General features: G+C 62.4%; 19 protein-coding genes. 7 read left to right on the forward strand and 12 right to left on the reverse strand.

The annotated features are described in order from the left end of the window. The first annotated feature begins 96 nt into the window (after window positions 1–96). Window positions 97–1005, forward strand: coding sequence for a polyphosphate kinase 2 (ppk2, locus tag NKH73_RS17405; RefSeq protein ID WP_352933880.1), 909 nt, complete (start codon window positions 97–99; stop codon window positions 1003–1005). A 69-nt stretch (window positions 1006–1074) separates the two neighbouring features. Here ppk2 and NKH73_RS17410 read toward each other — a convergent pair whose 3' ends face one another. From NKH73_RS17410 to NKH73_RS17420, 3 genes are all read right to left on the reverse strand, one after another. Beyond that, window positions 1075–1824, reverse strand: coding sequence for an enoyl-CoA hydratase-related protein (locus tag NKH73_RS17410; protein WP_352933883.1), 750 nt, complete (start codon window positions 1822–1824; stop codon window positions 1075–1077). A gap of 13 nt (window positions 1825–1837) precedes the next feature. Next, entirely contained in the window at window positions 1838–2476 is a 639-nt protein-coding gene (locus NKH73_RS17415; RefSeq protein WP_352933886.1) for an acyl-homoserine-lactone synthase, read from the reverse strand. Between the two features lie 97 nt (window positions 2477–2573). Further along, a complete protein-coding gene (locus NKH73_RS17420) occupies window positions 2574–3305 on the reverse strand; it encodes a helix-turn-helix transcriptional regulator (RefSeq protein WP_352933889.1) in 732 nt (243 codons plus the stop codon). A gap of 292 nt (window positions 3306–3597) precedes the next feature. Between NKH73_RS17420 and NKH73_RS17425 the strand changes: the two genes are divergently transcribed. Further along, window positions 3598–4416: an ABC transporter substrate-binding protein gene (locus NKH73_RS17425; protein WP_352934456.1), complete on the forward strand. Its 819-nt coding sequence runs from the start codon at window positions 3598–3600 to the stop codon at window positions 4414–4416. Between the two features lie 64 nt (window positions 4417–4480). On the opposite strand, the gene NKH73_RS17430 is transcribed toward NKH73_RS17425, so the two are convergent. Then, complete coding sequence (locus NKH73_RS17430) at window positions 4481–4891, reverse strand: tellurite resistance TerB family protein (RefSeq protein ID WP_352933892.1); 411 nt, start codon at window positions 4889–4891, stop codon at window positions 4481–4483. A 172-nt stretch (window positions 4892–5063) separates the two neighbouring features. Between NKH73_RS17430 and NKH73_RS17435 the strand changes: the two genes are divergently transcribed. Next, window positions 5064–6713 carry a lysine--tRNA ligase gene (locus tag NKH73_RS17435; RefSeq protein WP_352933894.1) on the forward strand — a complete coding sequence of 550 codons (1650 nt, stop codon included), beginning with the start codon at window positions 5064–5066 and terminating at the stop codon, window positions 6711–6713. Here the strand turns inward: NKH73_RS17435 and NKH73_RS17440 are convergent. The 7 genes from NKH73_RS17440 to NKH73_RS17470 all read right to left on the reverse strand — a co-directional run bounded on the left by NKH73_RS17440 (window position 6676) and on the right by NKH73_RS17470 (window position 15736). After that, the gene (locus NKH73_RS17440) at window positions 6676–7539 is read right to left on the reverse strand and encodes a thermonuclease family protein (protein WP_352933897.1); all 864 of its coding nucleotides are present in this window, start codon (window positions 7537–7539) and stop codon (window positions 6676–6678) included. The two genes, NKH73_RS17435 and NKH73_RS17440, sit on opposite strands and share 38 nt — an antisense overlap. A 9-nt stretch (window positions 7540–7548) precedes the next feature. Then, on the reverse strand, window positions 7549–8199 hold the full coding sequence (locus NKH73_RS17445; protein ID WP_352933900.1) for a S24 family peptidase: 651 nt from the start codon (window positions 8197–8199) through the stop codon (window positions 7549–7551). Between the two features lie 82 nt (window positions 8200–8281). Beyond that, complete coding sequence (locus NKH73_RS17450) at window positions 8282–10501, reverse strand: FAD-dependent oxidoreductase (RefSeq protein WP_352933903.1); 2220 nt, start codon at window positions 10499–10501, stop codon at window positions 8282–8284. Window positions 10502–10515: 14 nt separating this feature from the next. Continuing rightward, the gene (locus tag NKH73_RS17455; RefSeq protein WP_352933906.1) at window positions 10516–11724 is read right to left on the reverse strand and encodes an acetyl-CoA C-acetyltransferase; all 1209 of its coding nucleotides are present in this window, start codon (window positions 11722–11724) and stop codon (window positions 10516–10518) included. Window positions 11725–11756: 32 nt separating this feature from the next. Beyond that, window positions 11757–12926 carry an acyl-CoA dehydrogenase family protein gene (locus tag NKH73_RS17460; protein ID WP_352933909.1) on the reverse strand — a complete coding sequence of 390 codons (1170 nt, stop codon included), beginning with the start codon at window positions 12924–12926 and terminating at the stop codon, window positions 11757–11759. A gap of 238 nt (window positions 12927–13164) precedes the next feature. After that, window positions 13165–14961, reverse strand: a complete 1797-nt coding sequence (locus tag NKH73_RS17465; RefSeq protein WP_352933912.1) for an acyl-CoA dehydrogenase — start codon at window positions 14959–14961, stop codon at window positions 13165–13167. Window positions 14962–15274: 313 nt separating this feature from the next. Beyond that, complete coding sequence (locus NKH73_RS17470; protein ID WP_352934459.1) at window positions 15275–15736, reverse strand: MerR family transcriptional regulator; 462 nt, start codon at window positions 15734–15736, stop codon at window positions 15275–15277. A gap of 488 nt (window positions 15737–16224) precedes the next feature. On the opposite strand from NKH73_RS17470, the gene NKH73_RS17475 reads away from it, so the two are divergent. From NKH73_RS17475 to NKH73_RS17490, 4 genes are all read left to right on the forward strand, one after another. Then, a complete protein-coding gene (locus NKH73_RS17475) occupies window positions 16225–20166 on the forward strand; it encodes a peptidoglycan-binding protein (RefSeq protein ID WP_352933915.1) in 3942 nt (1313 codons plus the stop codon). 192 nt (window positions 20167–20358) lie between these two features. Beyond that, window positions 20359–21282, forward strand: coding sequence for a sulfite exporter TauE/SafE family protein (locus tag NKH73_RS17480; protein WP_352933918.1), 924 nt, complete (start codon window positions 20359–20361; stop codon window positions 21280–21282). Then, a complete protein-coding gene (locus NKH73_RS17485) occupies window positions 21282–22073 on the forward strand; it encodes a TIGR02186 family protein (RefSeq protein ID WP_352933920.1) in 792 nt (263 codons plus the stop codon). The genes NKH73_RS17480 and NKH73_RS17485 overlap by 1 nt, the downstream gene beginning before the upstream one ends. A 106-nt stretch (window positions 22074–22179) precedes the next feature. Beyond that, complete coding sequence (locus NKH73_RS17490; protein ID WP_352933923.1) at window positions 22180–23436, forward strand: Hsp70 family protein; 1257 nt, start codon at window positions 22180–22182, stop codon at window positions 23434–23436. Window positions 23437–23442: 6 nt separating this feature from the next. On the opposite strand, the gene NKH73_RS17495 is transcribed toward NKH73_RS17490, so the two are convergent. Further along, window positions 23443–24345, reverse strand: a complete 903-nt coding sequence (locus NKH73_RS17495) for a LysR substrate-binding domain-containing protein (RefSeq protein ID WP_352933926.1) — start codon at window positions 24343–24345, stop codon at window positions 23443–23445. Between the last annotated feature and the right edge of the window lie 132 nt (window positions 24346–24477).

Here is a 24477-nt window from a genome sequence, read left to right on the forward strand (position 1 = left end):
GCTGCATCGTTCTTACCGAAAATCGATTCCGATTTTCGGGCTGATGCAGTAAGGCTCCCAATAGCATGAGTTCGGAAGCTGGAAAGGTTCGTCTCGATGAAAAATCCCAAGGAAGATGCCGCCGCGCCCGTTGCTGGTCCGCTGAAGATACGGATCGACGGCAAGGAGTTCGAGTTCGACATCGAGAATCCCGAGCTTCCGGGTTGGGTCGAGGACAACAAGCTGACCGCCGGCGGCTATCCCTACGACAAGAAAATGAATAGCGACGAGTATGACGAGACGCTCGAACGGCTGCAGATCGAGCTGGTCAAGGCGCAGGCATGGCTGCAATCGACCGGCAAGCGGGTGATGTCGCTGTTCGAAGGACGCGATGCCGCCGGCAAGGGCGGTACGATTTTCGTGCTGCGCCAATACCTGAACCCCCGGACAGCGCGCAACGTAGCGCTGACCAAGCCGACGCCTACCGAACTCGGACAGTGGTATTTCCAGCGCTATGTCGCGCAGTTTCCGACATCCGGCGAGTTCGTCACTTTCGATCGCTCCTGGTACAATCGTGCCGGCGTCGAGCCGGTCATGGGCTTCTGCACGCCGGAGCAGCATCAGAAGTTCCTAGACGAGACGCCGAATTTTGAACGGATGATCTGCAACGAAGGCATTTATTTCTTCAAGTTCTGGCTGAACATCGGTCGGGAAACACAGCTTGAGCGGTTTCACGATCGCCGTTGGAGTCCTTTGAAAAGCTGGAAATTCTCGCCGATCGACATTGCCGGCATCGCCAAATGGGACGACTACACCAAGGCGCGTGATCTGATGTTCGAACGCACGCACCGGGAATTTGCGCCCTGGATCATCGTGCGGGCCAATGACAAGCGGCGCGCGCGACTTGCCGTCATCCGGCGCATTCTGTTGTCGCTTCCCTATGAGGGGCGCGATCTCGACGGCATCGGCAAAGAAGACAAGAAGATCATCGGGGAAGGACCTTCGTTCCTGGGAACAGGGGCCTGAGCACTGCCGCGCGCCTCAAGGACGCGCGGCACGATTACGGATATTCTTGTCATTCTCCCGAATGACTTATCACGCCGCCAGCCGGGCAATCCGCTGCAGCCGCCGCAGTGTGGTGTCGTCCTGCAACGCCTGCTGAAACAGCGAAATCTCCTGGTCGATGCGATCGCAAAGCGCGCCTGTGTCGCCCTTGAGCAGGTCGCGCGTCTGCAGCAGTGCGGCGACCGGCTTCTTGGCGAGTTGCCTGGCTCTGCCAAGCGCAGCTTCCTCGACGCTGCCGTCCACAACGATCTCCGTGACCAGCCCAAGCATCCTGGCGTCCTCGGCACTGAGCGTGTCGCCCAGGCAGAAGAAACGGAAAGCGCCGGCATAACCGAGTTTCTGCGGCGCCAGGATGCTGGTCGCCGCGTCCGGCACGAGGCCGAAATCGACGAACGGCACCCGAAACGTGCTTTCATCAGATGCGATCACCATATCGCAATGGAACAGGATGGTGCAGCCGACGCCGACGGCGTCGCCATCGACACAGGCAAGCACCGGTTTGGGGAACGTCGCCAACGTGCGGAACATGTCGGTGACGGCGGCGATCAACCGTTGATGCTTGGTGGCATCGAGGAACTCGGAGAAGTCGCCCCCGAGGCAGAAGCAGCCGGCGAGGCCGCGCAGCACCACGACGCGTACGTCATCGTCGACTGCGGCTTCATGGAAGGTCTTGGCCAGGCTTTCATAGGCTCGCCTGTCCAAGACCGGCCGGCCGTCATCCGACGACACCGTGACGATCAGCGTATGGTTGCGGAACTCTGTTTGCGTGTGGGCGTTCATGGCCGTCTCCATCTCACGAGGCCTGCCTCAGTCCGAGCCTGTCGGGATATCCCCTGGCCAGCACCGGCGCGAAATGACTGCGACGCGAACGGATCACCTCAAGCGTATGGTCGTTGAAGGTGAGCAGCGTGGCGACGACCTGCTGGTTGCCATAGGTGCGCTGGTAGCCAAGCGGCTTCGCCAGGAAGTGCAATTGCAGCGCCCGCAGGACCCACATCGGCTCGAACTCGATGATCACCTGATTGACGTTGCGTTTCAGCCCCCACTCGACGAAGCCGGCAATGAGCTCGGTGCCGACCGTCGATACGCCGCGCTTGCCGTCTCGGAAGCCCGGGGCCACAGCATAGCGGGTCAGTTCCCAGACGCTCGGCCCGGACGGCGGCGTCCCTTCATAGAGGTCCGCCAGCACCTCGGTCAGAAGATGCGCCCGCGTTGTCGGCAACATCCGCTGATAGCCGGCAAGTTCGCCGTTGCGAATGACGAGCTGATGCACCGCCTCGTCGTGGTCGAACTGATCGACCTCAAGGCCGTCGGGACGTTGCAGGTCGGTCCACCCCATTTCCTCGACGAAAATCTTGTAGCGCAAACGATGAACGGCCTCCCAAAGGTCGGGGCGTTCCATAAGTTCCTGTGTGGTAAGGGAAAAAAGCATCTGCCGTCTCCTGGGTTCAATAGGAAGATACGGCCGGGCTTTCCCCAGAAAATTACGCGATCACGTAGGCAAGAATTTCTAGGCCGGCGCGGCCGAGCTAGCTAATATAGCCGCGCCTTATCGCTTCCGCGACCGCCTGCACTCGGTTGACGGCGCCGAGTTTGCTTTTGGCGTTAAGAAGGTGTTTCTCTGACGTGTGTTCCGAAATGCCGAGAATCTGTGAAATCTCCCATTCGGACTTGCCGACGGCGGCCCATTGCATGCATTCGCGCTCACGCGGCGTTAGTTCGACGTGGTCGATGGTCTTGGCCGCCATCGTATGGAGTTGCATGGCGCGGCCGATCGCATAGGTCGCCGCCAACGACACCTGCCCGAACTCGGCTTCCGACAGTTCCACGGCCTCGCCGCCGAGCGACACCATGACGATCTGGCCATCGAGCGTGACCAGGGGGAATGCCATGCCGTCGCGCAGCTTGAATTCGCTGGCGTCGCCCATGACTTCGCCACTGCTCTTGTCGATGCGAATGCCCTGAGATGCTTCCCGCCACTGGAACGGCGCCTGGAGCTGCTTCATATGGCTGACGACCGGGTCATGGTCGACGTAGTTGCGCGCCACATAGCGCTCCAGCCATTCTCCCGGCCAGTCACAAAGCAGCACATGGTTCTTTTGCTGGCCTCGCGGCGTGCCTGGCTGCGGAACCGTCCCGGCCATCAGCGCCGTCAGGCCGAACTCCGAGGTTATGCCAAGCAGTTTCTCGCAGACCGCCGCTGCCGTACTGGCATGCTGCAGCTGATCTATGAATTCCAGTGTTCTATCGAAGTGGCCCATCGCAACATCTACCCCATGTTGCCTTCCGCGTTGAGATCAACGGGTCCAGTGCATTGACCTGCACTTTGCCATCAACCCCGGATTACAAACCTGCTCTCCTCTGTTTACAGCGCCTTGCAACTGCCCTTCCAGCCGACGCCACACATGTTTGCAAGCTCGCCAAAGCATATCCCTAAATCGGCGTGATGAAATCAAAAACCGTTGTGCCTGTGTCATTTTCGTACCAAAAGCCACATTGGACAGGACAGGACGGAGCTCGATCGTGGTAATTCGGTGGATATCCATCGTCTTGATGCTGGCAATGACGGGAGCACAATGGCTCACGGGTGCGCGTGCCGCGGAGCCGCAAGTGCCGGTGCTGTGGGATGCCAAGGAGCGGCTGCCGAAGCCCGATCTTTCCGCGCTGCCACGTCTGAGATTCCTGACCACCACCGATTTCCCGCCTTTCAATTTCCTCGACGGCGCAGGCCGCTTGTCCGGCTTCCACGTCGATCTGGCGCGCGCGATCTGCACCGAACTCGGCGTTGCGGAAAAATGCCAGATCCAGGCGCTGCCCTGGGCTGAGCTCGAAGGAGCACTGCAGAAGGGCGAAGGCGAAGCGATCATTGCCGGCATCGCCGCCACGCCGGGGTCGCGGTCGAAATATGCCTTCTCGCGCTCTTACCTGCAGTTTCCGGCGCGTTTCATCATGCAGAAGACAAAAGCGCTCACAGAACCGATCTTCGACAGACTTCACGGCAAACACGTCGGCGTGGTCGCCGGCTCAGCGCATGAGCGGATGCTGCGCGATTATTTCGGCAGCGTTCAGGTCGTCCCCTTCGACCGACCGGAAGAGCTCTACGATGATCTCAAGGCCGGCAAGGTCGACGCGGCGTTCGGCGACGGCATGCGCTTCGCCTTCTGGCTGGGCGGTTCGGATGCCGCGGCCTGCTGCCGCTTTGCTGGAGGCCCCTATCTTGCGCCCGAATATCTGGGATCGGGCATGGCCATCGCCACAAGGGCCGGCGATCCGGCGCTGGCCGCGGCGTTCGATTACGCATTGCAAGAGATTTCGGTGAAGGGCATCTTCGCCGAATTCTATCTGCGCTATTTCCCGGTCAGTTTTTTCTGATCCGGCCCGCTCGGTTTTTTCTGATCCGGCCCGCTCGGTTTTTTCTGAACGTTCGGGGCTCGGATCAGGTCAGCGTGCGAAGGCGAGCCTTGGCGGCCCGGGCGATGGCGGCAACGGTGAGCGTGTCGAGATCGAGCTGGCGACGAATAAGCTGTAGCACCCTCACCTCCTCCAAGCGCATTTCGAGGTCGACGGCAGCAACCTCGAAAGCTGCGGCGTAGGCGGTGTCAAGCAGCCGCTCGGGCAGTGCCTCTGAGACGCGCGCTAACACGCCTTCCAGCCCGTCCTTTTCATGCAGCATCTTTTGGCAGTCCTGAGCGACGCCGACCAGCCGGTCGTGGTCGAAATCCTCGAACACCGGCCACGAGCGAACGACGTCGCCAATTCGCGCCAGTTCGACATCGGTCATGTCGCGATCGGACGCGGAGGTGATGACCATCAAGTAGATCAGGGCTTCATGCGGCGGCAACGACATCTGAAAACTCCTCAAACGGGCTCCGAAGTTAGGAACGAGGCATCGACGCCGCAAGGAAAAAGAGCCGCGATCGTTGACGCCCACGGCACGCGCGCCTAGAGACCGGTTGAAAAACCTGGTTCCGGCCCCCTTGTTTGCGGCGATGCCGGCGAATGATTTGGAAAACAGTGACATGGCGGGATCAAACATCATCGATCTCAATCCTGAGGTGCTTGCGGCAGCGGCTGAAAGCAAAGCATGGCCGTTCGAGGAAGCCAGGAAGATCGTAGAGCGCTACAAAGGCACCGACTTTCCCGAGACCGTACTGTTCGAGACCGGCTACGGTCCGTCGGGGCTGCCGCATATCGGTACTTTCGGCGAGGTCGCACGCACCTCGATGGTGCGCCACGCCTTCCGTGTGCTTACCGGGGACACGGTCAAGACCAAGATCTTGTGCTTTTCCGACGACATGGACGGTATGCGCAAGATTCCGGACAACGTCCCCGATCGCGCCGCACTCGAGCCGCACCTGCACAAGCCGCTCTCGTCCGTCCCCAATCCTTTCGGCGGCGACTATGCCAGCTTCGCAGACCACAACAACGCAATGCTTTGCCGCTTCCTGGACACGTTCGGCTTCGACTACGAGTTCGCCAGCGCGACGGAATACTACAAGGCTGGCCGTTTCGACGAAGTTCTGCTGCGTGCTGCCGAACGCTTCGACAAAATCATGGACGTGATGTTGCCGACGCTCGGCGAAGAGCGCCAGGCGACCTACAGTCCGTTCTTGCCGATTTCCCCAAAGAGCGGCCGCGTGCTTTACGTCCCCATGAAGCATGTCGACGCCACGGCCGGAACGATCACCTTCGACGATGACGGTACCGAGACGACGCTTCCCATAACCGGCGGCAAGGTGAAGCTGCAATGGAAGCCGGATTTCGGCATGCGTTGGGCGGCGCTCGGCGTCGATTTCGAAATGTTCGGCAAGGACCACCAGACGAATGCGGTGATCTACGACCGTATCTGCAACATCCTGGGTGGGCGGGCGCCGGAGCATTTTGTCTATGAGCTATTCCTGGACGAGAACGGCCAGAAGATCTCGAAGTCGAAGGGCAACGGACTGAGCATAGACGAGTGGCTGACTTACGCGCCGACCGAAAGCCTCGGGCTCTACATGTACCAACGGCCGCGGCAGGCCAAGAAGCTCTATTTCGACGTCATTCCGAAGGCGGTGGACGAGTATTACGCCTTTCTGTCCGCTTATCGCCGGCAGGAGTGGAAGGAGCGGCTGGGCAATCCAGTCTGGCATATGCACGATGGTAATCCGCCTGCCGTCGACCTGCCCGTGTCGTTTGCGCTGCTGCTCAATCTGGTCAGTGCTTCGAACGCGCAGAACAGGGACGTGCTGTGGGGGTTCATTTCGCGTCATGCACCGGGCGTCACGCCGAAGACCCACCCCGAGCTCGACCGGCTGGCCGAATATGCGATCCGTTATTTCGACGATTTCGTAAGGCCGGCCAAGGTGTACCGAGCCGCCGACGCGGTCGAGCGCGAGGCGCTGACGAAGCTCTCCGAAGCGCTCGCTGCATTGCCGTCAGACGCCGATGGCGAGGTGATCCAGAACGCCGCCCTCAACGTCGCGCGCAAAATCGAGCGCTATCAGGACCATTCGAAGCAGAGCCCGGAAGGCGGTCCCGGCGTCTCCGTCGCCTTCTTCCAGATGATCTATCAGGTGCTGATCGGACAGGAGCGCGGTCCACGCTTCGGTTCCTTCGCCGCGCTCTACGGCATCGCAGAAACCCGCGCGCTCATTCAGAAGGCGTTGGCTGGTCAGCTGGCGGCGTAGCCGTCTTCTCGGTTGGCGGTGTGGCCGTCGTCGCCGATGGATCGAGAATCGGCTGCGCCGGCTGCGATGTAGCCGCGACCGGGGCTGGCGCCGGAGGCAGGCCGGAGAGGCTGGGCGCCGGCCCGAAAATGCCCTTCCTCGCCGTACGCGCCTTCTCGCCGGCCTCGACGTAAGGACCGTTATTGGCGGCGCGTGCCCAGCCGTTTTCGATCAACCACTGGCCGACATCTTGGTTGCCAACGCGGCATTCGGCGGCGATCAGGTCGCGGCCGCCCTCGGGCGGCACTGTGCAGACCACCGCGCGGCCGCGCAGGAAGGCACGGAACGCCGTTCGTGCCCGGGTGCCGCACGTCCAGGACTTGGCGCCGTCGGTGCAAGTTTCGTCCTGCCTGACAATCTCGATACCGGAAATCGCGACCGAGTAGCCCTTGGCCTCGATCACTCCTGCGGCCGGCGCGACCGGCTGAAACAGTTTCGTCCCGTTCCAGTCGTCGGGCATTTTCGGCTTCGGCGGTTTGGGCGGTCTGGCCAGCGCCAGCTCGCTCAGCGGCGCGCGCGGCTCGACCCGCTCAAGCTCTTCGGCCTGAAGCTGCGGCGGCGCGACGACCTCGGGATCGATGGCCCTGGAATGCGCCTCCGGCCTTGCCACCTCGGATCGGGGAATCGCTGATGTAGCAGGCGCTTCTGATTGCGCCGCCATACTGGCCTGCGGCCGAGCTGCGACACGGCCGTTTTCGACACGCATTACGGCGCGGCCACCGGTGACGATCGCGGCCCCTATTGCCAGTATCGTCAACACCGCAGCGGCGGCGTGGAGCGGACGCACCGGCCGCCCCTACTGGCTTGCCCAGACAATCCGCGCCACCCATTCGACATCGCGCATCGGGATGTCGCGGTCGGGGTGATCAGGATTGAGCGAGACCAGCATGATCGACTTCGCCGTCTGACGGTCCAGGACCTTGGCCATCACCTCGCCGGCATTGGTCTTGACGACGACCCGGTCGCCCTTGCGGGTGGCGGCGCCCGGCTCGACGATCAGGACATCGCCGTCGCGGTAGAGTGGCAGCATGGAATCGCCCTGGACCTGCAGCGCATAGGAGGTTTCGGTCGCTTGTGCCGGCAGCTCGATCAGGTCCCAGCCCTGCCCCGCCGGAAAGCCGGCATCGTCGAAGAAGCCGCCGGCGCCGGCCTGGGCGAAGCCGAGCAGCGGCACGGAAGACCTCTGCGCGGGCAGGGATCCGAGCCCGGGCTTGCCCCGGCCTTCGACCAGGCCCGTGAATTCGTCGAGCGAGGCGCCCGTCGCCTCGATGATCTTGGCCAGCGATTCGGTCGACGGCCAGCGCGGCCGCCCGTCCGAGGACAGCCGCTTCGACTTGTTGAAGGCAGTCGAATCGAGGCCCGCGCGCTTCGCCAGCCCCGAGGCCGAGAGCGAATAGCGCTCGGCGAGAGCGTCGATAGCGGCCCATACGCGATCATGTGAGAGCACTTTCGCTCTCCTTCAGAACAGGAAAAAATACCTTCCCCGTTCTAACCGGTGGCCGTGATTTTGTCCACCACCGAAGGCGGCGTCATGCCGCCTTCTTCACCTCGCCCTTCGCGTAGGGATCGAAGCGCTGATAAAAGGTCTCGCCCTTCTCCGCCATGTCGAGCAGGAGCTTGGGCGCCTTGAACTCGGCTCCGTACTTCTTCTGCAGACCCTTGGCGATCTTGACGAATTTCTTCGCACCGAAGCCGTCGATGTAGGACAGCACGCCGCCGGTGAAGGGCGCGAAGCCGAAGGCGAGGATCGAGCCGACATCGGCTTCGCGCGGATCGGTGACGATGCCCTCCTCCATCACCCGCGCCGCCTCCAGCGCGATGGTGACCAGGAGCCGCTGCTTCAGTTCCTCGTAGTCGACTTTTTCGGGCGCCATCTGCGGATAGAGATCCTTCAGCCCCGGCCACAGCTTCTTCTTGGCAGGCTTTTGCGGATAGTCGTAGAAACCCTTGCCGTTCTTACGGCCGAAACGGCCATGCGTATCGACCAGCGTGTTTATCAGCGCCATCTGCTTCGGGTCGACCGCCTTGTCGCCGAGATCCCTGATGGTTTGCTTCATGATCTTCTGGGCAAGGTCGATCGCCGTTTCGTCCGTGAGCGCCAAAGGACCGACCGGCATGCCGGCGGCCTTCGCCGCATTCTCGATCATCGGCGCCGGAATGCCCTCGATCAGCATCTTGTAGGCTTCAGACATGTAGCGCAGCACGCAGCGGTTGACGTAGAAGCCGCGCGTGTCGTTGACGACGATCGGCGTCTTCTTGATGGCGCGGACGAAGTCGATCGCGGTGGCCAACGCCTTGTCGCCCGTCTTCTTGCCCAAAATGATCTCGACCAGCATCATCTTGTCGACCGGCGAGAAGAAATGGATGCCGATGAAATTCTTCGGCCGCGCCGAATTCTTCGCCAGCGAGGTGATCGGGATGGTGGAGGTGTTCGATGCAAAGACCGCGGACGGCTTCAACACGGCCTCTGCCTTTTCGGTGGCGTCCTTCTTGACGCCCGAGTCCTCGAACACCGCCTCGACCACCAGGTCGCAGCCGGCAAGATCGGCATAGTCCGCCGTCGGCGTGATCAGCGACAGCAGTCTGTCCTTGTCCTCTGGCTTGGCGCGGCCTTTCCTGACCTGATCCGAGATCAGGCCGTCCGAATGCGCCTTGCCCTTGGCGGCAGCTTCCGTATCGCGGTCGAGCAGCACCACCGGAATGCCGGCCTTGGCCGTGACATAGGCGATGCCAGCCCCCATGAAGCCGGCGCCGAGCACGCCGATCTTCTTGAACTTGGTTTCCGGCACGCCGGCCGGGCGGCGCGCACCCTTGTTCAATTCCTGCAGCGACACGAACAGCGAGCGGATCATCGCCGCCGCTTCCCTGGTCTGCATGATCTCGGTGAAATAACGCTGCTCGATGCGCAGGGCGGTGTCGAACGGCACCAGCAGGCCTTCATAGACGCATTTCAGGATGGCAGCGGCAGCAGGATAGTTGCCATAGGTCTCGCGACGCAGGATGGCGATTGCCGGCGGCCACAGATTGGCGCCGGCCACCGAATAGATCGGGCCGCCGGGCAGCTTGAAGCCCTTCTCGTCCCACGGCGCCACCGGCTTCAAGCCATTTTTGATCATGGCCTTGGCGGTCTCGACCAGCTTTTGCGGCTCAGCGATCTCGTGGATCAAGCCCATCGACTTGGCCTTCTGCGGCGACAGCGTCTGGCCGGAAGTCAGCATCTGCAGCGCCTGCTGCTGGTCGGTCAGCCGCGGCACGCGCTGGGTGCCGCCGGCACCCGGGAAGATACCGATCTTCACTTCGGGGAGCGCCATCTTGACCTTGTCGGAATCGGCCGCGACGCGGCCGTGGCAGGCGAGCGACAGCTCGAACGCGCCGCCCATGCAGGTGCCGTTGATCGCCGACACCCATGGCTTGCCTGAGGTTTCCAGCTTGCGGAACAGGCCCGTCATATAGCCGGCATTGTCGAACAGCACCTTGGTCGCCTTGTTCAGGTCCCTGGCTTTGTCGGCTGCGAAGGTCGACAGCATCTTCTGCAGCATGGTGATGTCGGCACCGCCGGAAAACGTGTCTTTGCCGGAGGTGATGACCGCCCCCTTTATCGCCGCGTCGCTCGCCACCTTGTCGACGATAGCGTTCAGTTCCAGCATCGCGTCTTCGGTGAAGACATTCATCGACCTGTCGGGCATATCCCAGGTGATCAGCGCGATGCCGTCTGCGTCGATGTCGAGGGTGAAATTGGTGTAGCTCATCGGTCTCTCTCCCGTCAGACGCGTTCGATGATCGTTGCGGTGCCCATGCCGGCGCCGATGCAAAGCGTCACCAGCGCGGTGTTCAGGTCGCGGCGCTCCAGTTCGTCCAGCACCGTTCCGAAGATCATCGCGCCGGTGGCGCCGAGCGGATGGCCCATGGCGATGGCGCCGCCATTGACGTTGATCCTGTCGTGCGAAATGTCGAACGCCTGCATGTAGCGCAGCACCACCGAGGCGAAAGCCTCGTTAAGCTCGAACAGATCGATGTCCGACAGCTTCATCTTGGCGCGCTTCAGCAGCTTTTCGGTCACGTCGACCGGACCGGTAAGCATCAGCACCGGTTCCGAGCCGATATTGGCAAATGCGCGGATGCGTGCGCGCGGCTTCAGGCCGAGCGTCTTTCCAGCCTTCTTGGACCCGAGCAGAACGGCCGCCGCGCCGTCGACGATGCCGGACGAATTGCCGGCGTGATGGACGTGATTGACCTCCTCCACCTCGGGGTGCTTCTGCACCGCGACTGCATCAAAGCCGCCCATTTCGCCGGGCATGACGAAAGACGGGTTGAGTGCCGCCAGCGACTGCATGTCGGTCGAAGGCCGCATATGCTCGTCATGGTCGAGGATGGTCAGACCATTCTGGTCCTTGATCGAGATCACCGAATTCTTGAAGCGGCCCTCGCCCCAGGCCTTGGCGGCACGCTTCTGGCTCTCGACCGCATAGGCGTCGACGTCGTCACGGGAAAAGCCGTATTTGGTGGCAATCAGATCAGCCGAAATGCCTTGCGGAACGAACCAGCCCGGCAGGCCAACCGAAGGGTCCATGAACCAGGCGCCACCGGATGCGCCCATGCCGACGCGCGACATCGATTCAACGCCGCCGGCAATCACGATCTCGTCGGCGCCTTGCGCGATCTTGGCCGCGCTGAAATTGATCGCGTCCAGGCCTGAGGCGCAGAAGCGCGAGATCTGCATGCCGGGCGCCGTGGTCGCATAGCCTGCCTCGAAGGCGGCAGCGCGCGGAATGACAGAACCGGCCTCGCCGACCGGATCGACGCAGCCGAAGATGATATCGTCGACGGAGCCGGTGTCCAGCCCGTTGCGGTCGCGGATCGCTTCGAGCACCTTGGCGCCGAGCCGCACCGCCGGCACTTCGTGCAGCGAGCCATCCTTCTTGCCCCTGCCACGCGGCGTGCGCACGGCGTCATAGACGTAAGCTTCGGCCATTTTCCTGCTCCTTGGGTTTGCTGAAAAGTCGCTCAGAGAGAGCGCCCGATCAGCAATTTCATGATCTCGTTGGTGCCGCCGTAGATACGCTGGACGCGGGCGTCGCGGAACATGCGGGCGATCGGGTACTCATTCATGTAGCCATAGCCGCCATGCAATTGAAGGCATTCGTCGACGACTTTTCCCTGCAGGTCGGAAAGCCAGTATTTGGCCATCGAGGCCGTGACCGGGTCGAGGCCGCCATCGATGTGGCGGGCGACGCAGTCATTGTAGAAGACGCGGCCGATGGTCGCCTCGGTCTTCAGTTCGGCCAGCTTGAACTGGGTATTCTGGAAATCGATGATCGCCTTGCCGAAGGCCTTGCGCTCCTTGACGTAGTCGATGGTCAGCGCCAGCGCCCGCTCGACCATCGCAATAGCGCCGGTGCCGATCTGCAGCCGCTCCTGCGGCAATTGCTGCATCAGCTGGACGAAGCCCTGGCCTTCCTCGTAGCCGAGCAGATTGGAGGTCGGCACGCGCATATCGTTGAAGAACAGTTCCGACGTGTCGTTGGCCTTGAGCCCGATCTTGTCGAGGTTGCGGCCGCGCTCGAACCCTTCCACCTCCTCGGTCTCGACGACGATCAGCGAAGTTCCCTTGGCGCCCTTGTCCGGGTCGGTCTTGGTAACGACGATGATGAAGTTGGCGAGCTGGCCATTGGTGATGAAAGTCTTCGAGCCGTTGACCTTGTACTGGTTGCCATCCTTCTCGGCTCGCGTCTTGACGCCCTGCAGGTCGGAGCCGGCGCCGGGCTCGGTCATGGCGATGGCGCCGATCAGCTCGCCGGTCGCCAGTTTCGGCAGCCACTTCTTCTTCTGCTCCTCCGAGCCGTAGTGGAGGATGTAAGGGGCGACGATCGAATTGTGCAGGCCGATGCCAAAACCGTCGACGCCGACATGACCGATCGCCTCGATGATGGCGCTCTCATGCGCGAATGTCCCGCCCGAACCGCCATATTCCTCCGGCATTGATGCGCAGAGCAGGCCGGCCGCACCCGCCTTTAGCCAGCACTCGCGGTCGACCATCTCGTTCTTCTCGAACTCGTCATAGCGCGGCGCGATCTCTTCCGACATGAAGCGGTGCGCCATGTCGTAGAGCATGCCGACCTCGTCCGCAGCCCAGGCGGGTTTGGGTAAAGCAAGCACTTCGGCAGGATTTGTCATGCCATTCCTCCGGCGCCAACGTTCCCCTCCCCCTCGAGGGGAGGGTGGCCGCGAAGCGGCCGGGTGGGGTTGCCGGTGACGTGCTCGGCCTTACCTTTTGCAACCTGTGTCATATGCCACGGCATTTGCGATCATTCTCCTCCCAAGGCACGTCACCGGAATAGAGGTTGGCGCACTGCACGCAGGCCCCCCCGGCCCTTCGGGCCACCCTCCCCTCAAGGGGAGGGGAACGTCGAACTTAGAACGCATCCGCCGGCAGTGCCATCAACGTATCGGCGCCGCTGGAGATGCGGGCGAGATGCGCCGACGTCTCCGGCATGATCCGCTCCATGAAGAAGCGCGCCGTCACCAGCTTGCTATCGTAGAAGGCCGAAGAACTATCGGCACCATTCGCCAATTTCGCCCTGGCTGCCTTGGCCATCTGCGCCCACATGTAGCCCAGCGCCACAAGGCCGAAGAGATGCATGTAGTCGGTCGATGCGGCACCGGCGTTGTCGGGCTTGGCCATGCCGTTCTGCATCAGCCACATCGTCGCCGCCTGCAGATCGTTGAGACCCTTCTTCAGCGCCTTGGTGAACGGCGCCATCTTCTCATCAGCGCGGTTTTCCTCGCAGAATTCGCCGACCTCCTTGAAGAAAGCCTGCACGGCGCGGCCGCCATTCAAGCCGAGCTTGCGGCCGACGAGGTCGAGCGCCTGGATACCGTTGGCGCCCTCGTAGATCATCGCGATTCGAGCATCACGCACGAACTGGCTCATGCCGTGCTCTTCGATATAGCCGTGGCCGCCGAACACTTGCTGCGCCATCACAGCGTGGTCGAAGCCCTTGTCGGTAAGCACGCCCTTGACCACCGGCGTCATCAGGCCGGTGTAGTCGTCGGCAGCCCGGCGGTCGTTGTCGTCGTCTGAGCGGTGGGCAATGTCCGACTTGATCGCTGTCCACAGCGCCAGGGCGCGACCTGCCTCGTTGAAGGCCTTCATCGTCATCAGGCTGCGGCGGATGTCGGGATGAACGATGATCGGGTCGGCTTTCTTGTCCGGCGCCTTCGGCCCGGACAGCGAGCGGCCCTGCAGGCGATCCTTGGCGTAGGATACAGCGTTCTGATAGGCGACCTCCGACAGCGAAAGCCCTTGCAGGCCAACGCCAAGCCGGGCCTCGTTCATCATCGTGAACATGGCCTTCAGCCCGCCATTGGCCTGGCCGAGCAGCACACCTTGCGCCTCGTCATAGTTCATGACGCAGGTCGAATTACCGTGGATGCCCATCTTCTCTTCAATCGAGCCGCAGGAGACGGTGTTCTTCTCACCCGGATTGCCTGATGCATCGAGCTTGAATTTCGGCACGATGAACAGCGAGATGCCTTTCACACCTTCCGGTGCGCCCTCGATGCGGGCCAGCACCAGGTGAACGATGTTGGCGGACATGTCGTGCTCGCCGGCCGATATGAATATCTTCTGGCCTGAAATCCTGTAGGTACCGTCGCCGTTGGGAACCGCCTTGGTGCGCAGCAGACCGAGATCGGTACCGCAATGCGGTTCGGTCAGGTTCATGGTGCCAGTCCAGACGCCTTCGACCAACTTTGGCAGCCATGTCGCCTTCTGCTCGTCGGTGCCGTGGGTAATGATCGCCGCGATCGCGCCCTGCGTCAGGCCGGGATACATCATCAGCGACATGTTGGCCGAAATCATATATTCGGAAACAGCCGTATGCACCGCGTAAGGCAGGCCCTGGCCGCCAAATTCGACCGGTGCGGCCAACCCCATCCAACCGCCCTCGCGGTACTGGTCAAAGGCTTCCTTGAAGCCTTTCGGCGTCGTCACCGAACCGTCGTCATGGCGCACGCAGCCCTCCATGTCCCCGACGCGGTTGAGCGGCTGCATGACATTTTCGGCGAGTTTCGCGCCCTCGGAGAGGATAGCCTCGACTACATCCGGCGTCGCGTCGGAAAATCCGGAAAGATTGGAGTAGCGTTGGTACCCAAGCACCTCGTTCAGCACGAACAGCGTGTCCTGGACCGGCGCCCTGTAGATCGGCATGCGTTTCCTCCACCATGCGGCTTGGCCCCGAAAAATCAGGCCCCAAAAATCATGTCGGGGACAGCATGCGGAGCACTACTCGGCTCGGAATAGCAAAAGTTGACGTTTGCGTAAACGTCAATCTTTTGCTGCGACAAATTTTCCCGGCGTCTCGCCCCGTAAGCGTAGCGGGTGCTACGCCATTGAAGCCAGTGGCAACGATTGGAACGTATTCTTCCAACGCAACGGAAAGACAGCGGAAACAGCCGCGCAGCCAAGGCCGCGCGGCTCTCACTCGCCAGAAGGACGTTGACCGGAAGCCGGCGAAGCCGAACTATCTGGCGGCGCTGGCCTGGAGCGCGGAACGTTCGCTCAGCATCTGACGCACCGCCGCCATCGAGTTGCTCAACTCGTTGATGGCGTCGTCGATCAACGCCCGCTGCTTCTGCAAGCGGGCAAGCTGCTTCTCCGACTTGTCGAGCGCCAGCCGCAACTGCTTGGTGTTGGAACCGGTCGGGTCATAAAGATCCATCATCTGCTTGACGTCGCGCAGCGAAAACCCGACCTTGCGGCCGAGCAGGATCAGCTTCAGACGCGCCTTGTCGCGGCGCGTGTAAAGACGGGTCGAGCCGTCGCGCTGCGGATTGAGGAGGCCCTTGTCCTCGTAGAAACGCAGCGTGCGCAGCGTTACTCCGTATTTCTTGGCCATCTCGCCGATGCGGACAAAATCCTCGCCGGCTTGATCAGACATGTCATTGGTATTGGCCGCGGCTTCGCCGGGCGAAACAAGTTTCATGGTCACTGGCTTTCCCCGTCTGGTGGCGCCGCGGTCCCGGACCAAGCGTCGCCTGAGTGGAAGCGGGGGCGTGCTTCCAGTCGTGGTTTCAACAAACAAATCGCAAACGGCACGGTCTGTGCACCTTTACGTTTACGTCAATTCTATATCGATAGCCGCCTCACGACGCAAGGGTGTTGTGTGGGCGGAACCTTATGCCGCATCCGCCAGCGCAACAGCTCGGCGCTTTAGGGGTCCACCAACACAACGTCGCAACTTCTTAAGCTTGGTTAACGCGTTGTTTACCACGTTGGGCGAAATGTGCGCATGTCGGTGACCCGTGTTTATCCTGTAGCGAATTTTTCACGGTTTTTCGGAGCGCGGGTGAAACCCGGGAAGATCGCCTTCCACCGCAGCAAAGCCGCGGCCGCCTTCGTTACCGGCAGGACTTGGGAAACTGGTCATAAGCCAGAAATTAGACGGACCAGTAATTCTGAACGGGCGCATCGATGAACAGCAAGCGGTCCTATCTCGATACACTCAACGCCGGCAGGCAGCGCAGGCCGCACACCACGCTTGAACAGCTCAACCGTTCCCTGGAAACCCTGGAGCAGCGGCTGGAGCGGACGCGCGAGGACATGAGCGAGCGTCCCGATCCGCGCCGGCCGGGCGCGGAGCCGCGCTACGCTGCCGCCCGGCCCTATGATGATCCTCGCCCCGCGCAGCCGCCGAAAAGTCCGGCGCCGGCCGCTTTCGACCAGAATTACCAGGCAATCGCCCGTGACATCGACCGCGTGCGCGGCCAAGAAGACGGCGTCGCCGTGGTCGGCAAGATCGCCGGAGAATTGCGCGGCTTGCGCGAGGAACTGCGCCACCAGATGACCACCGGCCTGCAGCGCGAATTCGAGGCGCTGCGCAAGGACATCGAGCGGGCTTTCCAGGCAAGCGCTCAGCCGGGCGGCCAGTCTGGCGGCGGCAAAGGCAGCGCCGAGCTGGCTGTCGAGTTCGAGCGGCTTTCCGGCGCCATCCAGACTCTGGCCGAAAAGAGCGACGACAGAAGCGTCAACATGCTCCGGCTCGAGCTGGAGCAGGTCAAGGCCGCGCTCGACACGCTGGCGCGCGAGGAGAGCGTGCAGGCGGTCGGCCGCCGCTGGGACGATTTCGACCGCCGCTGGACCGCGTTCGAGGATCGTGTCGATGCCGATCAGCGCAAGCGGTCCGATGCACCCGGCCTTGCGATGCTGACCGACCGGCTCGAACAGATCAGCAATGCCGTCAACAATCTGCCGGAATCGCTGTCGCTGCGGTCGCTTGAAGAGAAGGTCCGCACGCTTGCCGGCGCCGTCGATCATTTCGCCAGGCAGCAGGACAACCGCGGCAGCGGCACATTCGGTATGATCGACGAGCGGCTGGACGAGATATCCCGCGCCATCGTCGCCTCGACGGTCGCCGCGCAGTCCAATTCATTCGATCCTGAACTTTTTGAACGCATCGAGAAGCGGATTGCCTCGCTTGCCCAACAGATCGAGGAAGTCACGCAGGTTCACCCCAGTGGCGAGGTCATCGACCGCCTCAATATGCTGTCGAGCCGGGTGGACGAGCTCGCCGGCAGGGCCAATCTGCCGGAACAGGCGATGGAGCGTCTCGACAGGCAGATCGCGCTCATCGCCGACAAGATCGACCGCGCGCCTGCCATGCCGGACGCCGATTACATCTTCCAGGGGCTGGAACAGCGTTTCGACGTGCTGTCCGGTATGATGGAGCGCCGCCAGGGAGACGCGATCGAACAGGGCAACATGCTGTTTCGCGATCTCGAACGCCGGCTGGACGAAGTCGCCGACAGGCTGGACCAGCGCATGCCGCAGATCGATGGGGCCAGCATCATGGACGCCATCGACGCCCGCTTCAGCGCGCTGGCCAAGCACATGGAGACGCGTGTTCCCGATTCCGCAGGCGAGGCGGCAATTCGTGGTTTGGAAAGCCGTCTCGAAGACATTTCAAGCCGGCTGGATTCATCAGCGGCACAAGTCGCTGGCATCGACCCGGCGCTGATCCGCAGCCTGGAAGCGCAGGTCGCGGGGCTGTCGGCGCATCTTTCGAAGCCCGGCACGGCACTGCCAGAATTCGAGGACATCAGCCCGCGTCTCAACGAAATCGAGAAGTCGCTGGCTGGAACCCGCGATTCCATTCTCAGCGCGGCGCGCGAGGCAGCCGAGAGCGCTGTCCGTTCGCTGGCCGGTTCCAGTGCCAATACAGCGGCCGTTTCTGGCCTCGCCCAGGATCTGAAGACGCTCGAAGCCCTGACGCGCCGTTCCGACGAGCGCAATTCGAGGACCTTCGAGGCTATCCACGACACGCTGCTCAAAATCGTTGACCGACTGGGTTCGCTGGAGACCGGCGAACCGACCGACGCGGTGAGCGAACTTCTCACCACGAAACCGGCCGAAGCGGACAGCTGGCGCGGCGCGCGATCGTCAAAGATGGCCGTTCGGGACGTGCCGTCCATGGACATCGACCAGCCATTGCCGCTGACCGGGGACATGACCGACCTCGACAGCCGTGCACCTGCCGTCATGCGCAATGAGCCAGGTTCGCGTAGCGAACCAGGCACCCGCACGCCAGCCGAAGCCGCTGCGGCCGCGGCCATGGCGGCGCTTGGTTCGGACATGACGATGGAGAAAAGCGAGCAGACCGGGGGCCGGAGGTCTATGCTCGGCGGACTGGCGCGCGCCTTCAAGGGCAAGAAGGAGGCGGATGTTGCACCGCTTGCCGGCTCGGCGCCTGATGTCGAGATACCGAATGCCGATCTCGACGAGCCACTGGATCCGAAGGTTGCCAACCGGCCGCTGGAGCCCGGATCCGGCCCACCCGACCTCAACGCCATCATGAAACGCGTGCGCGACGAACGCGGACCGCCGGTCAGGACCGGCAATGCCGATGCATCGAAATCCGACTTCATCGCCGCAGCCAGACGCGCGGCGCAAGCCGCCGCTGCCGAGGCCGAAGCTCTCAAGCGGCAGTCGACGACGCGCGGCCCAGTGAAGGCGCTCAGGATCGGCGACCTGCTCAAGGCGCGGCGCAAGCCGATCCTGATGGCGGCCGCCGCAATCATGCTGGCGCTCGCCGGCCTGCAACTGGGCAAGGCCTTTTTCTCCGACCCCGTCGAAGTGGCCGGCAACGACGCGGCGTCGACCGTCGCCGCACAGCCAGCGCAAGCCGCGTCGGTTGGTACCGCCAGCGAGCCAAGGACGGACCCGCAAACTGCAGCGCCGGACAGCGCGCCGGCCCGCGCCGTCCGGCAGGCAGAGCCGTCCGAATCGGCAACCGAGGACGACATGCCGGCACAGACCGCCCTCGCCGCGCCGTCGGGCGCCGAAACGCCGATGGACACCGGATCCGAGACCGAGCCTGTTCCTGCGCCCATGGCTTCAGCGGCGTCGCCCGATCCGGCAGACGCAGCAGCATCGACACCTGGGGGCCCGGCGCCTTCAAACACCGCGCCAATGGCCACAGCGCTGGTTGCCACGCCCGCGACCCAGGAGATGACCGGCACCGTCACGCCCGCGGATGCTTCGACGGCCGCGGCCACTGCCAAGATCGACATCCCAGCCGATGCCGGTCCGGCTGCATTGCGTGACGCAGCGGCCGGCGGCGACGCCAGGGCGCTGTTCGAAATCGGCTCGCGTTACGCCGAATCGCGCGGCGTCAAGCAAGACATGGCAGCGGCCGCCAAATGGTACGAGAGATCAGCCGAACTCGGCTTCGCACCGGCGGAATACCGCATCGGCAATTTCTATGAGAAGGGCATCGGCATCGCGCGCGACGTCAAGAAAGCGAAGACCTGGTACCAGCTCGCCGCCGAGCAGGGCAACGCCAGCGCCATGCACAATCTGGCCGTGCTGTTCGCCATGGCGGCGGACGGCGTGACCGACAATGATTCGGCCGCGCACTGGTTCCAGGCCGCCGCCGATCTCGGCGTCAAGGACAGCCAGTTCAATCTCGGGATCCTGGCGGCGAAGGGCGTCGGCATGAAGCAGAATCTCGAAGAATCCTACAAATGGTTCGCGCTCGTCGCCAAGACCGGCGACAAGGATGCGGCTGCAAAGCGTGACGAGATCGCCAAGGCGCTCAGGCCCGATCAACTCGAACGTGCACGCGGCGCCACCGAACTGTGGAAGGCAAAGCCGCTCGATCCTGCGGCCAATTCGGCCGACATTCCCGAATCGTGGCAGGACGGCACGCCGCAGACGACCGCCAGCGTCGACATGAAGAAGGCCGTTCAGAACATCCAACGTATCCTCAATAAGAACGGCTATGAGGCCGGCTATGCCGATGGCGTGATGGGCCAGAAAACCAAGGACGCCATCATGGATTTCCAGACCGACAACGACATGAAGGCGACCGGTACGGTCGACGAAAAGCTGGTCAAGGCGCTGCTTGCGCGCAAATAACGGCAGATGCGTCGTTTACACGATGCCCTTGCCACACATTTGCCTGTTAACTGATTGAGTTGTTTTTTGTTTCGGCTGTATGGCGGGGTTTGACTTCGCCGTCCTGCCAGCGCAAGAACAATTTAGCTTTTTGGCGCAAAAATGCCCGCAACGGTTGCATTCGCCGAGAGGCAAACTGATCGAGACTGACGGGTGGGCATCTATCTCCCGATCGCGGAAATTTCCGTCAACATCTTCGTGCTGCTGGCCATGGGTGCGGCAGTGGGTTTCCTGTCGGGCATGTTCGGAGTGGGCGGCGGCTTCCTAATCACGCCGCTGCTGATCTTCTACAACATACCACCGGCGATCGCGGTCGCCACCGGCGCCAACCAGGTTATCGCCTCCTCTTTCTCCGGCGCATTGTCGCACGTGAAGCGCGGCACGCTCGACTTCAAGCTCGGCGGTGTGCTTTTGGCAGGCGGCATCGTCGGCTCAACCGGGGGCATCTTTGTCTTTGGCTTCTTGCGCCGGCTCGGCCAGCTCGACCTGTTCATCTCGCTGCTCTATGTCGTGCTGCTTGGAACCGTCGGTGGGCTGATGCTGGTCGAGAGCGTCAATGCGTTACGCGCCACCCGCAGCGGCGCGGCACCAGTGCTGAAGAAATCCGGCCAGCACAACTGGATCCACCGCTTGCCGCTGAAGATGCGGTTCAGGGCCTCGAAACTCTTCGTCAGCATTATCCCGGTGCTCGGCCTAGGCGCCGGCATTGGCTTCCTGTCATCGATCATGGGCGTCGGCGGCGGCTTCATCATGGTGCCGGCGTTGATCTATCTTTTGAAAGTGCCGACCAATGTCGTCATCGGCACTTCGCTGTTCCAGATCATCTTCACCTCGGCCTACACCACTCTGGTCCATGCCACGACCAACCAGACGGTCGACGTCATGCTCGCCTTCCTGTTGATGGCGGGCGGCGTCGCCGGCGCACAATACGGCGCCAAGGCCGGTCAAAGGCTGCGTGGTGAGCAGCTCAGGGCGTTGCTGGCACTGCTGGTGCTGGCGGTCGCCATCCGCCTTGCCATCGATCTGTTCGTGACGCCGCCCAATGTCTATTCCCTGTCCGGCGTGGATCTGACCTGATGGCGGGCTTGAGGGCGTTCTTGGCCGTTGTCTCGCTGTCGCTGTTCGCCGCCGTGTCACCAGGAAAAGCGCAGACGCCAGCTACCGAAAACATTCAGATCGGCCTGTCCACCGACCATGTCTCGATCACCGCCGGCTTTTCCGGTGCCGACCTCACCATCTTCGGCTCATTGGAAAATGCCGATCCACGTGTGGCACGCCAGGGTCGCTACGACATCATCGTGGTGCTGGAAGGGCCGGCGCGGCCGGTGGTCGTGCGCCGCAAGGACCGGGTGCTCGGCATCTGGATCAATCTGGAGTCCGAGACCTTCGAGAATGTGCCGGTGTCATATTCGGTGGCGACGACGCGCCCGCTGCAGGACGTCACCGATCCCAACAGCTACAAGCAACTGTCGCTCGGCGCCGCCAACCTCTACATGCAGCCGGCCGACGATGGCGACAGCCCGGCGACAATCCAGGAATTCACCGCAGCGCTGCGCGAGCGCAAAACGGCGACCGGGCTTTATAGCGAGAATGTCGGCGGCGTGCAGTTCCTGTCGCAGAACCTGTTCCGCGCCACTGTGAGACTCGCCCCCAATGTTCCGGTCGGCACCCACAAGGCACGCGCGTTCCTGTTCAAGAGCGGCCTGTTCATTAAGGAAAGCTCCGCCCAGCTCGAAATCCGCAAATCCGGTTTCGAACAGTCGATCTTCCGCATCGCCCATGATTATTCTTTCCTTTACGGCATATTCGCCGTGTCGCTGGCCATGCTGACGGGCTGGCTCGGAAGGCTTGTCTTCCGGAAAGATTAGATCCTTTCCAAAAGTTGGTTCCCCTTTTTGCGTTCGTGGGTTAGACCGCGCCCGGCCCGGCCGGAGTCGAGCTGCTGCTCCCGATTCAAAAATACAGGAATTCGCGATGCGACCAGCATTCGGCGGTATCGACTTCGGCACCTCGAATTCCACCGTGGGCGTGATCAGGAACGGGCAGCCGCGGCTCGTGGCGCTGGAAGACGGCCAAGTCACGCTGCCCAGCGCCGTGTTCTTCAACTTCGAGGACAACCGCACCTATTTCGGCCGCCGCGCGATTGCAGACTACACCGACAGCATCGAAGGCCGGCTGATGCGCTCGCTGAAGAGCGTGCTCGGCAGTTCGCTTGTCCATGAAAAGACGCGGATCAGGGCCCGGTCGATCGCCTTTACCGAGATCATCGGTCTGTTCGTCGGCCATCTCAGAAAAAAGCTGGAAGAGAATGCCGGCGACGTGGTCGAGAGCGTGGTGCTCGGCCGGCCGGTGCAGTTCGTCGACGACGATGCCGAGGCCGATGCCAAGGCCGAAGGTGAACTCGAAAACGCAGCCCGCGCCCAGGGCTTCAAGCATATCGCCTTCCAGTTCGAGCCGATCGCGGCGGCGCTCGACTACGAGCAGAAGGTCACGCGAGAAGAACTGGCGCTGATCGTCGACATGGGCGGCGGCACGTCCGATTTCTCGATCGTGCGGGTCTCGCCGCAGCGCGCCCGCTCTCTCGATCGCAAAGACGACATTCTGGCGAGCCGAGGCATCCACATCGGCGGCACCGACTTCGACCGGCTGTTGAGCATCGCCCATGTGATGCCGCAACTCGGCTATCTCTCGCCGACCAAGGACGGCAAACGAAACTTGCCGGCTAGCTACTTCATCGATCTGGCGACTTGGCAGCGCATCAATCTCGTCTACACCGCCCGGGCGATGACTCATCTGCGCCAGATCCGCTACGAAGCGGAACGCGCCGACCTGGTCGACCGTTTCATCCATATCGTCGAGCATCGTTTCGGGCACGCGCTGGCCGCTTTGGTTGAAAAGGCCAAGATCGAGCTGACGGAGCAATTGTCGGCACAGGTCGCGGTTGCGTTGCCCGGAGCGAAGTTCGCGGCAGAAATTTCACGCACCGGGCTTGAGGGCACGATCGCCAGGGCCATCGAACGGGTTGCCGCAACGGTTGACGAGACTATCCGCGACGCGCAGGTGAAACCGTCCGACATCACCGCGGTATTCCTGACCGGCGGATCGACCGCCATCCCTCTGGCGAGGCAACAGATACTCGCCTTGGTGCCGCAGGCGTCCGCGATCGAAGGCGACATGTTCGGATCGGTCGGGCTTGGGCTGGCGCTCGATGCGCAGCGGAAATTCGGCTGATCCAGCTTATACCCGGACGGTCTCGCCGGCCTTCTCACCCAGATGTGCCTTGAGGGCCATCTGGGCTAGGCTTGCCTGCCGGTCACGATGCGTGATCATGGCGAAATCGCGCTTCGGCAGCTCGATCGGCACGGACCGCAAGCTGCGCTCGGCTACCGCGCGCGCGACGACAAGCTCCGAAATGATGGTGGCGCCGGCGCCGGCCTCGACCGCCTGACGGACCGCCTCGTTGCTTGGCAGCACCAGGAATATCCTGAGGTCCGCGAACGAGATTCCCTCACGGCGGGCAAGATCTTCCAGCACCTCGCGCGTGCCCGACCCGCCTTCCCTGATGATCCAACGGAGCTCCCTGATGTCGGGATGCCCGCGCGAGACTTCAGCAATCTCTGGATGCGAATGCGCCACGACCAGCATCAGGCGATCCACATCGACCTTGGCACGCCGCAATATGTCGGATTCGGTTCGCCCCTCGACCAGGCCAAAATCCGCGGTGCCGTCCAGGACATTAGTCTCGACCTGCCTGGTGTTGCCGATGGTCACGCTCAGCCTGACCGCGGGGTAGGCTTCGTGGAAGGAGGCCAGCCGGCGCGGCAGCCAGTAGCTGGCGATGGTCTGGCTGGCGGCGATCGAAAGACTGCCTGATATCGTCTGCGAGACGTGCTCCAGCACGTTGTGGGCGGCAGCCGCCCGTTCGAGCACGGCCTTGGCCTCGGGCAGGAACCGGCGGCCGGTCTGCGCCAGCTCAATGTTGCGGCCGACCCGGTTGAACAACTGGACGCCGTGCTGCTGTTCGAGCGAGCGGATGGCGGCCGACGCCGCCGACTGGGAAATGCCCAGCAGCTCTGCCGCCTTGGTGACGTGTCCCCGTTCGGCGACAGCAACGAAGATCCGCAACTGGTCTAGAGTCATGAGCGGATTAAGAAAGAAATTCGATTGGAATTACAAGAGCAACTTGTTAGACGGATCGATTATTTTGTTCTAAGTTTTTGCGCAGAATTGGAAAAATATCGCGGCTAGTCCGCAAAGGGCAGAAAGTGATCG

Origin of the sequence: Mesorhizobium sp. M0938 (genome assembly GCF_040319125.1) — a bacterium.
Taxonomy (GTDB): domain Bacteria; phylum Pseudomonadota; class Alphaproteobacteria; order Rhizobiales; family Rhizobiaceae; genus Mesorhizobium; species Mesorhizobium robiniae.

Coding starts and splice junctions, on each gene's coding strand:
- ppk2 (WP_352933880.1), top strand. CDS start 97: ATGAAAAATCCCAAGGAAGATGCCGCCGCGCCCGTTGCTGGTCCGCTG.
- NKH73_RS17410 (WP_352933883.1), bottom strand. CDS start 1,824: ATGAACGCCCACACGCAAACAGAGTTCCGCAACCATACGCTGATCGTC.
- NKH73_RS17415 (WP_352933886.1), bottom strand. CDS start 2,476: ATGCTTTTTTCCCTTACCACACAGGAACTTATGGAACGCCCCGACCTT.
- NKH73_RS17420 (WP_352933889.1), bottom strand. CDS start 3,305: ATGGGCCACTTCGATAGAACACTGGAATTCATAGATCAGCTGCAGCAT.
- NKH73_RS17425 (WP_352934456.1), top strand. CDS start 3,598: ATGCTGGCAATGACGGGAGCACAATGGCTCACGGGTGCGCGTGCCGCG.
- NKH73_RS17430 (WP_352933892.1), bottom strand. CDS start 4,891: ATGTCGTTGCCGCCGCATGAAGCCCTGATCTACTTGATGGTCATCACC.
- NKH73_RS17435 (WP_352933894.1), top strand. CDS start 5,064: ATGGCGGGATCAAACATCATCGATCTCAATCCTGAGGTGCTTGCGGCA.
- NKH73_RS17450 (WP_352933903.1), bottom strand. CDS start 10,501: ATGAGCTACACCAATTTCACCCTCGACATCGACGCAGACGGCATCGCG.
- NKH73_RS17455 (WP_352933906.1), bottom strand. CDS start 11,724: ATGGCCGAAGCTTACGTCTATGACGCCGTGCGCACGCCGCGTGGCAGG.
- NKH73_RS17460 (WP_352933909.1), bottom strand. CDS start 12,926: ATGACAAATCCTGCCGAAGTGCTTGCTTTACCCAAACCCGCCTGGGCT.
- NKH73_RS17465 (WP_352933912.1), bottom strand. CDS start 14,961: ATGCCGATCTACAGGGCGCCGGTCCAGGACACGCTGTTCGTGCTGAAC.
- NKH73_RS17470 (WP_352934459.1), bottom strand. CDS start 15,736: ATGAAACTTGTTTCGCCCGGCGAAGCCGCGGCCAATACCAATGACATG.
- NKH73_RS17475 (WP_352933915.1), top strand. CDS start 16,225: ATGAACAGCAAGCGGTCCTATCTCGATACACTCAACGCCGGCAGGCAG.
- NKH73_RS17485 (WP_352933920.1), top strand. CDS start 21,282: ATGGCGGGCTTGAGGGCGTTCTTGGCCGTTGTCTCGCTGTCGCTGTTC.
- NKH73_RS17490 (WP_352933923.1), top strand. CDS start 22,180: ATGCGACCAGCATTCGGCGGTATCGACTTCGGCACCTCGAATTCCACC.
- NKH73_RS17495 (WP_352933926.1), bottom strand. CDS start 24,345: ATGACTCTAGACCAGTTGCGGATCTTCGTTGCTGTCGCCGAACGGGGA.